Genomic DNA, 10480 nt, shown 5'->3' with positions numbered 1-10480 from the left:
GCGAGCCTTAATTTTAACGGGCTTCAAGGCATTCTTTTAACGAACGCGACTTTGTATAACCGTGCCGCTGGCACGCAAAGCTCGTCTATGAATTTTATCTCTAACAGCGCGAACATTCAGGCCCAAAACTCCTATTTTATAGACGATAGCGCGCAAAATGGCGGCAATCCTAATTTCAGTTTCAACGCTTTGAATCTGGATTTTTCTAACAGCTCTTTTAGGGGCTATGTGGGGAAAACGCAATCTGTTTTCAAATTCAATGCCAAGAATGCGATTAGTTTCACCAACAGCACGAATTTAAGCTCTGGTTTGTATCAAATGCAAGCTAAAAGCGTGTTGTTTGACAATTCCAATTTAAGCGTTTCAGTGGGGACAAGCAGCATTAAAGCCAATGCGATCAATCTTTCTCAAAACGCCTCTATCAATGCGAGCAACCATTCAACTTTAGAACTTCAGGGCGATTTGAATTTGAACGACACCAGCTCGCTCAACCTCAACCAAAGCACCATCAATGTTTCCAATAACGCCGCGATCAACGATTATGCGAGCTTGGTTGTGAATGATGGCTCTCGCCTTAATTTTAACGGAGCGGTCAATTTCAATTCAGCGAATATTACTACGAGTTTGAATCATTCTTCTATCGTGTTTAAGGGAGCGATCTCTTTAGGAGGGCAGTTTAATTTAAGCAATAACTCTTCTTTGGATTTTCAAGGCTCTAGCGCTATTACTTCTAACACGGCGTTTAACTTCTATGATAACGCTTTTTCTCAAAGCCCCATCACTTTCCATCAAACCCTTGACATTAAAGCACCCTTAAGTTTGGGAGGCAACCTCTTAAACCCTAACAACAGCAGCGTGCTGAATTTAAAAAACAGCCAGCTTGTTTTTAGCGATCAAGGGAGTTTGAATATCGCTAACATTGATTTACTAAGCGATCTAAACGATAATAAAAATCGTGTGTATAACATCATTCAAGCGGACATGAATAGTAATTGGTATGAGCGTATCAGCTTCTTTGGCATGCACATCAATGACGGGATTTATGATGCTAAAAACCAAACTTATAGTTTCACTAACCCCCTTAATAACGCCCTAAAAATCACCGAGAGCTTTAAAGACAACCAACTAAGCGTTACGCTCTCTCAAATCCCGGGTATTAAAAACACGCTCTATAACATTGGCTCTGAAATTTTTAACTACCAAAAAGTTTATAACAACGCTAATGGCGTGTATTCTTATAGCGATGACGCAGAAGGCGTGTTTTACCTCACAAGCAGCGTGAAAGGCTATTACAACCCTAATCAATCCTATCAAGCCAGCGGCAGTAACAACACCACGAAAAATAACAATCTAACCTCTGAGTCTTCTATCATCTCGCAAACCTATAACGCGCAAGGCAACCCTATTAGCGCGTTACACATCTATAACAAAGGCTATAATTTCAATAATATCAAAGCGTTAGGGCAAATGGTGCTCAAACTCTACCCTGAAATCAAAAAGATATTGGGGAATGATTTTTCGCTTTCAAGTTTGAACGTTTTAAACTCTAATGCACTAAATGAGCTTACCAAACTCATCACGCCTAGCGATTGGAAAAACATTAACGAGTTGATTGATAACGCAAACAATTCGGTCGTGCAAAATTTCAATAACGGCGCTTTGATTGTAGGAGCGACTAAAATAGGGCAAACAGACACTAATAGTGCGGTGGTTTTTGGGGGCTTGGGCTATCAAACACCTTGCGATTATACTGATATTGTGTGCCAAAAATTTAGAGGCACTTATTTGGGGCAGCTTTTGGAGTCTAACTCGGCTGATTTGGGCTATATTGACACGACTTTTAACGCTAAAGAAATTTATCTTACCGGCACTTTAGGGAGTGGGAACGCATGGGGGACTGGGGGGAGCGCTAGCGTAACTTTTAACAGCCAAACTTCGCTCATTCTCAACCAGGCTAATATCGTAAGCTCGCAAACCGATGGGATTTTTAGCATGCTGGGTCAAGAGGGTATTAATAAGGTTTTCAACCAGGCCGGGCTCGCTAATATTTTGGGCGAAGTGGCAATGCAATCCATTAATAAAGCCGGGGGATTAGGGAATTTGATAGTAAATACGCTAGGGAGTGGTAGTGTGATTGGGGGGTATTTAACGCCTGAACAAAAAAATCAAACCCTAAGCCAGCTTTTAGGGCAGAATAATTTTGATAATCTCATGAACGATAGCGGTTTGAATACAGCGATTAAGGATTTGATCAGACAAAAATTAGGCTTTTGGACTGGGCTAGTGGGGGGATTAGCCGGATTGGGGGGCATTGATTTGCAAAACCCTGAAAAGCTTATAGGGAGCATGTCAATCAATGATTTATTGAGTAAAAAAGGGTTGTTCAATCAGATCACCGGCTTTATTTCCGCTAACGATATAGGGCAAGTGGTAAGCGTGGTGTTGCAAGACATTGTCAAACCGAGCAAGGCTTTACAAAGCGATGTAGTGGCTTTAGGCAAACAAATGATTGGCGAATTTTTAGGCCAAGATGCGCTCAATTCTTTAGAAAGCTTGCTGCAAAACCAAGAGATTAAAAGCGTTTTAGACAAAATCCTAGCGGCTAAAGGTTTGGGGCCTATTTATGAACAAGGTTTGGGGGATTTGATGCCTAATCTTGGTAAAAAAGGGCTTTTTGCGCCTTATGGCTTGAGTCAAGTGTGGCAAAGAGGGGATTTTAGTTTCAATTCGCAAGGCAATGTTTTTGTGCAAAATTCCACTTTCTCTAACGCTAATGGAGGCATGCTTAGTTTTAACGCAGGAAATTCGCTCATTTTTGCCGGCAACAATCATATTTCGTTCACTAACCACGTTGGAACGCTTCAATTATTGTCCGATCAAGTTTCTAACATTGATATTACCACGCTTAACGCTAGCAACGGCCTTAAGATTAACGCCGCTAATAACAATGTTTTGGTGTCTCAAGGCAATCTGTTTGTCAACGCTAGTTGTGTGGAACAAAGCGATCCAACTACAGCTAACATTGCAAACCCTTGCGCGCTTAGCGCCCAAAGCGCGAATGGCGCTTCTTCTAGTAAGGCGTCAAATGACGCGCCAATCGCCTTGAACAATAACGATGAAAGCTTGATGGTTACGGCGAATGGTTTCAATTTTTCAGGCAATATTTACGCTAACGGGGTGGTTGATTTTTCAAAGATTAAAGGCTCTGCAACCATTAAAAACCTGTATCTTTACAATAACGCTCAATTCCAAGCCAACAACCTCACTATTTCCAATCAAGCGGTGTTAGAAAAAAACGCCAGCTTTGTAACGAATAATTTAAACATTCAAGGAGCGTTTAACAACAACGCCACGCGCAAAATAGAGGTGCTTCAAAATTTAACGATCGCTTCAAACGCTTCTTTAAGCACTGGGGTTTATGGGTTAGAAGTAGGGGGGGCTTTGAATCATTTTGGAGCGATCCATTTTAATTTAGAAAATATTCAAACGCCAACGCCGCTCATTCAAGCAGAGGGGATCATCAATCTCAACACCACCCAAACGCCTTTTATGAATGTCAATAACAGCATGGCGGATAACACGACTTACACTTTATTGAAAAGCAGCCGTTACATTGATTACAATATCAACCCCAACAGCTTGCAATCGTATCTGAATCTCTATACTTTAATCAATATCAACGGAAACCACATAAAGGAAGAAAACGGCGCATTGACTTATTTGGGCCAACGGGTTTTGTTGCAAGATAAGGGGTTATTGTTAAGCGTGGCGTTGCCTAACTCAAACAACGCCCATCAAAACAACATTTTAAGCCTTTCTGTCCTTCATGACCAGATTAAAATGTCTTACGGCGATAAAGTGATGGATTTTACCCCCCCTACCCTACAAGATTACATTGTGGGCATTCAAGGGCAAAGCGCACTCAATCAAATTGAAGCTATAGGGGGGAATAACGCTATCAAGTGGCTTTCAACATTGATGATGGAAACTAAAGAAAACCCGCTTTTTGCGCCGATTTATTTAGAAAACCACTCTTTGAATGAAATCTTAGGCGTAACAAAAGATCTTCAAAACACCGCAAGCTTGATTTCTAACCCTAATTTCAGGGATAACGCTACTAACCTTTTAGAATTGGCGAGCTACACCCAACAAACCAGCCGTTTAACGAAACTCTCTGATTTTAGGGCTAGAGAGGGAGAGTCTGATTTTTCTGAGCGCTTATTGGAGCTTAAAAACAAGCGTTTTAGCGATCCTAACCCTGGAGAGGTTTTTGTCAAATATTCACAACTTAGCAAACACCCCAATAACCTTTGGGTTCAAGGGGTGGGAGGAGCGAGCTTTATTTCTGGGGGCAATGGCACGCTTTATGGCTTGAATGTGGGCTATGATCGGTTGGTTAAAAATGTGATCCTTGGGGGTTATGTGGCTTATGGCTATAGTGACTTTAATGGGAACATCATGCATTCTTTGGGTAATAATGTGGATGTGGGGGTGTATGCGAGGGCTTTTTTAAAAAGGAACGAATTCACTTTGAGCGCGAATGAAACTTATGGAGGCAATGCAACTAGTATCAATTCTTCTAATCCCTTGCTTTCTGTGTTGAACCAACGCTACAACTACAACACCTGGACAACGAGCGTGAATGGGAATTACGGCTATGATTTCATGTTCAAACAAAAAAGCGTGGTGCTAAAACCTCAAGTGGGCTTGAGCTATCATTTTATAGGCTTGAGTGGGATGAAGGGCAAAATGAATGATGCCGCTTACAAACAATTTCTCATGCATTCAAACCCCTCTAACGAATCGGTTTTAACGCTCAACATGGGGTTGGAGAGCCGTAAATATTTTGGTCAAAATTCCTATTATTTTGTAACGGCGAGATTGGGTAGGGATCTTTTGATCAAATCTAAAGATGGCAATATGGTGCGTTTTATGGGCGAAAACACTTTATTGTACCGCAAGGGGGAAGTTTTCAACACTTTTATGAGCGTGATTACAGGGGGCGAAATGCATTTGTGGCGTTTGATGTATGTGAATGCTGGGGTGGGGCTTAAGATGGGCTTGCAATACCAGGACATTAATATAACCGGGAATGTGGGCATGCGAGTGGCGTTTTAGCTTTTTTGCTATAATGCTTCGTTCAAATTTTATGGTTAGGTTTTTTTATGTTTAATTATGAAGAGCTGTTTCAAACTCACAAAACCCCTTTTTACCTCTATGATTTTGACAAAATCAAACAGGCTTTTTTGAATTATAAGGAAGCGTTTAAGGGGCGTAAGTCTTTGATTTGCTACGCTTTAAAGGCGAATTCCAATTTGAGTATTCTCTCTTTATTAGCCCATTTAGAGAGCGGGGCGGATTGCGTTTCCATAGGCGAGATACACAGGGCTTTAAAAGCCGGGATCAAGCCTTATAGGATCGTGTTTAGCGGGGTGGGTAAGAGCGGATTTGAAATAGAACAAGCCCTAAAACTCAACATTTTATTTTTGAATGTAGAAAGTTTTATGGAATTAACAACGATTGAAACAATCGCCCAATCTTTAGGGATAAAGGCTAGGATTTCCATTAGAATCAACCCCAACATTGACGCTAAAACGCACCCCTATATTTCTACCGGTTTGAAAGAAAATAAGTTTGGCGTGGGAGAAAAAGAAGCTTTAGAAATGTTTCTTTGGGCTAAAAAAAGCGCGTTTTTAGAGCCTGTTAGCGTGCATTTTCATATCGGCTCACAGCTCTTAGATTTAGAGCCGATCATAGAAGCGAGCCAAAAGGTGGCCAAAATCGCTAAATCTTTGATAGCGTTAGGGATAGATTTGCGTTTTTTTGATGCGGGCGGAGGGATTGGCGTGAGCTATGAAAACGAAGAAACTATCAAGCTTTATGATTACGCGCAAGGGATTTTAAACGCGCTTCAAGGCTTGGATTTGACTATTATTTGTGAGCCGGGCCGATCCATCGTGGCTGAGAGTGGGGAATTGATCACGCAGGTTCTGTATGAAAAAAAGGCTCAAAACAAGCGCTTTGTGATTGTGGATGCGGGCATGAATGATTTCTTGCGCCCCAGTTTGTATCATGCTAGGCATGCCATAAGGGTCATAACGCCCTCTAAGGGGCGTAAGATCTCGCCTTGCGATGTGGTAGGGCCTGTGTGTGAGAGCAGCGACACTTTTTTAAAAGATGTCCATTTGCCAGAATTAGAGCCAGGCGATAAATTAGCCATAGAAAAGGTTGGGGCTTATGGCTCTAGCATGGCCAGTCAATACAATTCGCGCCCCAAACTCTTAGAATTAGCCCTAGAAGATCACAAAATCAGAGTGATAAGAAAAAGAGAGGCTTTAGAAGATTTGTGGCGGTTAGAAGAAGAAGGCTTAAAAGGGGTTTGACTAGATGCAAAAGAATTTGGATAGTCTTTTAGAAAATTTAAGGGCTGAAATTGATGCGTTGGATAATGAATTAAGCGATCTTTTAGACAAACGCTTAGAGATCGCTTTAAAAATCGCTCTCATCAAACAAGAAAGCCCCATTTATTGCCCTAAAAGAGAGCAAGAAATTTTAAAACGACTCAGCCAAAGGGATTTTAGGCATTTGAATGGAGAAATTCTTAAGGGTTTTTATGCAGAGGTTTTTAAGATTTCTAGAAATTTTCAAGAAAACGCCCTAAAAGAGTTGAAAAAATAAAAGAGAGTTGGTCATGTTTGAAAAAATTACCCTAGCGCATAAGGACTTGTTTTCAAGGTTTTTAAGCACTCAAAAAATCGTTTTATCGGATGTGAGTTTTACCAATTGTTTCTTATGGCAGCACGCAAGGCTCATTCAAGTGGCGGTGATTAGGGATTGTTTGGTGATTCAAACCACTTATGAAAATCAAAAACCCTTTTATTTCTATCCTATCGGTAAGAATACGCATGAATGCATAAAAGAGCTTTTGAAATTAGAAAGAAATTTAAGATTCCACTCCCTGACTTTAGAGCAAAAAGACGATTTGAAAGACAATTTTGTAGGGGTGTTTGATTTCACTTACAACAGAGACAGGAGCGATTATGTTTATTCTATTGAAGAATTGATCGCTTTAAAAGGGAAAAAATACCATAAGAAAAAAAACCACTTAAACCAGTTTTTAACCAATTGCGCGAATTTTGCTTATGAGAAAATTTCTGCTCAAAACAGAAAGGAAGTTTTAGAAGCCTCCAAAGAGTGGTTTTTAGAAAGCCAAACCGATGATATAGGGCTAATCAATGAAAATAAGGGCATTCAAAGTGTTTTAGAAAATTATGAAAGCTTGGATGTGAAAGGGGGGCTTATTAGGGTTAATGGAGAAGTAGTTTCGTTTAGTTTTGGAGAAGTTTTAAACGAAGAGACCGCGCTCATCCACATTGAAAAAGCCCGCACAGATATTGCGGGTGCGTATCAGATCATCAACCAGCAATTGCTTTTGAATGAATTTAGCCATTTAACTTACGCTAACAGAGAAGAAGATTTAGGATTAGAGGGTTTGAGAAGGTCTAAAATGAGCTATAACCCGGTGTTTTTGATAGACAAATACGAAGCCGTTGCTAAAAATTAAATGATTTTTGGGGATTTTAAATATCAAAAAAGGATTAAAAAGCTCACCGCCACCAATCTTAATGAGCTTAAAAACGCCCTGGATTTCATCTCTCAAAATAGGGGGAATGGGTATTTTGTAGGGTATCTTTTATACGAAGCGCGCTTAGCGTTTTTAGATGAAAATTTTCAAAGTCAAACCCCTTTTTTGTATTTTGAACAATTTTTAGAAAGAAAAAAATACTCTTTAGAACCTTTAAAAGAGCATGCGTTTTACCCTAAAATCCACAGCTCTTTAGATCAAAAAACTTATTTCAAGCAGTTTAAAGCCGTTAAAGAATATCTCAAAAACGGCGATACCTATCAAGTGAATCTCACGATGGATTTGTTTTTAGACACTAAAGCCAAACTAGAGCGCGTTTTTAAGGAAGTGGCACACAACCAAAACACGTCTTTTAAGGCTTTTATAGAAAATGAGTTTAGGAGCGTTTTAAGCTTTTCGCCAGAATTGTTTTTTGAATTAGAGTTTTTAGACACAGCGCTTAAGATTATTACAAAACCCATGAAAGGCACGATCGCTCGCTCAAATAACCCCTTAACAGACGAAAAAAACCGATTGTTTTTGCAAAATGATGACAAAAACAGAAGTGAAAATGTGATGATTGTGGATTTACTGCGTAACGATTTGAGCCGTTTAGCCTTAAAAAACAGCGTGAAAGTCAATCAATTGTTTGAAATCATCAGCTTGCCTAGCGTGTATCAAATGATAAGCGAGATTGAAGCGAAATTGCCCCTAAAAACCAGCTTGTTTGAGATTTTTAAGGCGTTGTTCCCTTGCGGCTCTGTGACCGGATGCCCTAAAATAAAAACCATGCAAATCATTGAAAGTTTAGAAAAACGCCCTAGGGGGGTGTATTGTGGGGCGATAGGCATGGTTGAAGAAAAAAAAGCCCTTTTTAGCGTGCCTATCCGCACTTTAGAAAAAAGAGCACGCGAAAATTTTTTGCATTTAGGGGTAGGGAGTGGGGTAACTTATAAAAGTAAAGCGCCAAAAGAATATGAAGAGAGCTTTTTGAAATCCTTTTTTGTGGTGCCCAAAATAGAATTTGAGATTGTAGAGACGATGAAAATTATCAAAAAGGATCAAAAACTAGAGATTAACAATAAAAACGCCCATAAAGAACGCTTAATGAATAGCGCCCAATATTTTAACTTTAAATACGATGAAAATCTTTTAGACTTTGAATTAGAAAAAGAAGGGGTTTTAAGGGTGTTGCTCAATAAAAAGGGCAAGCTCATTAAAGAATACAAGACCTTAGAGCCTTTAAAAAGCCTAGAAATCCGTTTGAGTGAAGCCCCCATTGATAAACACAATGATTTTTTATACCATAAGACCACTTATGCCCCTTTTTATCAAAACGCTCGAACGCTCATTAAAAAAGGCGTTATTTTTGATGAAATCTTTTATAACCAGGATTTAGAACTCACTGAGGGTGCTAGGAGCAATCTTGTTTTAGAAATCCATAACAGGCTTTTAACCCCTTATTTTAGCGCGGGCGCGTTAAACGGGACGGGTGTGATGGGGTTGTTAAAAAAGGGTCTTGTTGGGCATGCCCCTTTAACATTACAAGACTTGCAAAGAGCGGCTAAAATCTATTGTATTAACGCGCTATACGGCTTAGTGGAAGTGAAAATCAAATAACCATAAAAATAGAGCGGCTAAAACCTCATTTTTTAGAAATAGGCTACCCAATAGAGCAAAAAAGTTAAAACTCGTTAAAATAATCATAATGATTAAAGTTTTTATATTCATTATAGATCCATTTACACAATTATTTTATAAATCCAAATAGAGGGCTTGTAAGAACCCTCATCAAAAAACAAGGAACATAACATGAGACATGGAGATATTAGTAGCAGCCCCGATACTGTGGGTGTAGCGGTAGTTAATTATAAGATGCCTAGACTCCACACTAAAGAGCAAGTGTTGGAAAATTGTCGCAATATTGCTAAGGTGATTGGTGGGGTCAAACAGGGTTTGCCCGGGTTGGATCTGATTATTTTCCCTGAATACAGCACGCATGGGATTATGTATGACAGACAAGAAATGTTTGACACAGCCGCAAGCGTTCCTGGAGAAGAAACCGCAATCTTTGCTGAGGCTTGTAAGAAAAACAAGGTTTGGGGAGTGTTCTCTTTGACGGGGGAAAAACACGAGCAAGCTAAAAAGAATCCCTATAATACTTTGATTCTTGTCAATGATAAGGGTGAGATCGTGCAAAAATACCGCAAAATCTTGCCTTGGTGCCCTATTGAATGTTGGTATCCTGGGGATAAAACTTATGTGGTTGATGGGCCTAAGGGCTTGAAAGTTTCTTTGATTATTTGCGATGATGGGAACTACCCTGAAATTTGGCGCGATTGCGCGATGCGTGGGGCAGAACTCATTGTGCGCTGTCAAGGTTACATGTATCCGGCTAAGGAGCAACAAATTGCAATCGTAAAAGCTATGGCGTGGGCTAATCAATGCTATGTAGCGGTAGCGAATGCGACCGGCTTTGATGGGGTGTATTCCTATTTTGGGCATTCTAGCATTATCGGTTTTGACGGGCATACTTTGGGCGAATGCGGGGAAGAAGAAAATGGTCTTCAATACGCTCAACTTTCCGTGCAACAAATCCGTGACGCGAGAAAATACGACCAAAGCCAAAACCAACTCTTCAAACTCTTACACAGAGGTTATAGTGGGGTTTTTGCTAGTGGCGATGGGGATAAGGGTGTGGCGGAATGCCCTTTTGAGTTCTATAAAACTTGGGTTAATGACCCCAAAAAAGCTCAAGAAAATGTAGAAAAATTCACTCGCCCGAGCGTGGGTGTGGCCGCTTGTCCTGTAGGCGATTTGCCCACGAAATAAGGGGCAAAAGGAGGGGTTTCACAG

At 40.2% G+C, this 10480-nt stretch carries 5 protein-coding genes and 1 pseudogene; all 6 read left to right on the top strand.

All coding sequences use genetic code 11. The annotated features are described in order from the left end of the window. Positions 1-5118: pseudogene (gene imaA, locus DV63_RS17680) on the top strand (immunomodulatory autotransporter protein ImaA); the annotation flags it as partial. A gap of 47 nt (positions 5119-5165) precedes the next feature. Next, positions 5166-6383, top strand: a complete 1218-nt coding sequence (gene lysA, locus DV63_RS17675) for a diaminopimelate decarboxylase (RefSeq protein WP_000483582.1) — start codon at positions 5166-5168, stop codon at positions 6381-6383. Positions 6384-6387: 4 nt separating this feature from the next. Beyond that, positions 6388-6678 (top strand): chorismate mutase, encoded by a 291-nt coding sequence (locus DV63_RS17670; RefSeq protein ID WP_001171378.1) that lies wholly within the window; start codon positions 6388-6390, stop codon positions 6676-6678. 13 nt (positions 6679-6691) lie between these two features. Further along, on the top strand, positions 6692-7564 hold the full coding sequence (locus tag DV63_RS17665; protein ID WP_000461918.1) for a DUF2156 domain-containing protein: 873 nt from the start codon (positions 6692-6694) through the stop codon (positions 7562-7564). Continuing rightward, positions 7565-9244 carry a bifunctional chorismate-binding protein/class IV aminotransferase gene (locus tag DV63_RS17660; protein ID WP_017179778.1) on the top strand — a complete coding sequence of 560 codons (1680 nt, stop codon included), beginning with the start codon at positions 7565-7567 and terminating at the stop codon, positions 9242-9244. 192 nt (positions 9245-9436) lie between these two features. Next, on the top strand, positions 9437-10456 hold the full coding sequence (locus DV63_RS17655; protein ID WP_001215709.1) for an aliphatic amidase: 1020 nt from the start codon (positions 9437-9439) through the stop codon (positions 10454-10456). Positions 10457-10480 lie beyond the last annotated feature (24 nt).

Source organism: Helicobacter pylori FD535 (genome assembly GCF_000296015.2).
Lineage (GTDB): Bacteria > Campylobacterota > Campylobacteria > Campylobacterales > Helicobacteraceae > Helicobacter > Helicobacter pylori_CT.
The sequence above is the reverse complement of the archived record's forward strand: the minus strand, read 5'-3'. Positions and strand labels throughout refer to the sequence as shown.